This is a genomic window from Psychrobacter faecalis (assembly GCF_016107575.1).
In the GTDB taxonomy this organism is placed as follows: Bacteria; Pseudomonadota; Gammaproteobacteria; order Pseudomonadales; family Moraxellaceae; genus Psychrobacter; species Psychrobacter faecalis.
Genome location: NZ_JABAST010000081.1, coordinates 1 through 1310, shown reverse-complemented (window position 1 = coordinate 1310; position 1310 = coordinate 1). Strand labels below are relative to the sequence as shown.

1 protein-coding gene and 1 other annotated feature are annotated in these 1310 nt (G+C 43.6%); the gene reads right to left on the bottom strand.

The features are described from left to right. Positions 1 to 40: 40 nt before the first annotated feature. Positions 41 to 1260 (bottom strand): IS3 family transposase gene (locus JFC07_RS12995; RefSeq protein WP_369811280.1). Its coding sequence is split into 2 segments (ribosomal slippage): positions 41 to 975 and positions 975 to 1260, totalling 1221 coding nucleotides; the frame shifts between segments, so codons are not numbered across the junction. After that, positions 869 to 985 (bottom strand) — a sequence feature (AL1L pseudoknot). (Overlaps the previous gene by 117 nt.) Positions 1261 to 1310: the final 50 nt, after the last annotated feature.

The following is a 1310-nucleotide window of genomic DNA, read 5'->3' as shown; positions in this document are numbered from 1 at the left end:
CTGAACCGCCCCGACTATATCGGAGACTTGATTGCTTGAGTCAGGCAGCTTTGTCTGACTCAATAAAACTATCATAGTATCGTCTCTCAAACTCAAAAGGCGACACATAGCCAATCGTACTATGAATGCGAGTTTTGTTAAACCAATCGACCCATTCAAGGGTTGCTAATTCAACATCACTCACACCTTGCCACTGCTGTTTTAAATATTCAATCACCTCCGTTTTATAAAGTCCGTTAACCGTTTCAGCCAACGCATTATCGTATGAATCACCTGTCGTGCCAACAGATGCAATGACGCCAGAATCAGCCATCTTATCAGTATAGCGAATTGATAAGTACTGAACGCCGCGATCACTATGATGAATGACATCTTTAGGATGGTTTCTGTCTGCAATGGCTTGGTTTAGTGCTGCCATCACCATATCAGTGTTCATACGATCTGATACTTTCCAGCCAACGATAGCGCGAGCAAATACATCAATGATAAAGGCGGTATATACCCAGCCACTCAGTGTCTTTATATAGGTAAAATCAGCAACCCATAGTTGGTTAGGGCGATGGGCATTAAAGTTACGATTAACCAAATCATCAGCACGCTTTTGATCGTCACGAGACTTAGTCGTTATCTTACCTTTACCTCGCCAAATACCCTGCATTCCATGCTGACGCATTAAACGCTCTACAGTGCAGCGTGCAGGATGTATACCCTCTGCTTTCAACTGTTGCCAGACTTTACGAGTACCATAACGGCATTTGCTGTCCTTCCAAATACGTTTGATTTCATTTAGATAGAAATCGTCATGCTGACTACGCTGTGAACGCTTCTCCGGATTGTCGTTTAAGTCTTTGGTACGATAGTATGTGGATGGGGCAATCGGCAAGACTCTACAAATAGCTGGAATGCCATAAATAGATTTATTCTCGTCGATGAATTGAACCATCACTAAGGTTTGCGGTCTATTTCCGCCTGGGCGAAAAAAGCGGCTGCTTTCCTTATGATCTCATTGGCTTGTTTTAATTCTTTGTTCTCACGTTCAAGCTCTTTGATGCGCTCGGCTTGGCTTTGAGCTTGAATCTTTGCAGGAATGGTTTTATCAATGTGCTTTTTATGCCATGATCGTAGGGTCTCAGGCGTGCAACCTATCTTTGGTGCTATGGCTTTGATGGCTGACCATGTAGATGGGTAGTCGTCTTTAGCTTCAACTAGCATACGGACGGCTCGTTCTTTCATTTCAGGGGTATAGTTTCGTGTTTTCATTGTCGTATTCTCTCAGAAAGTTGAGTCTCCGACAATCTCGGGGCGGTTCA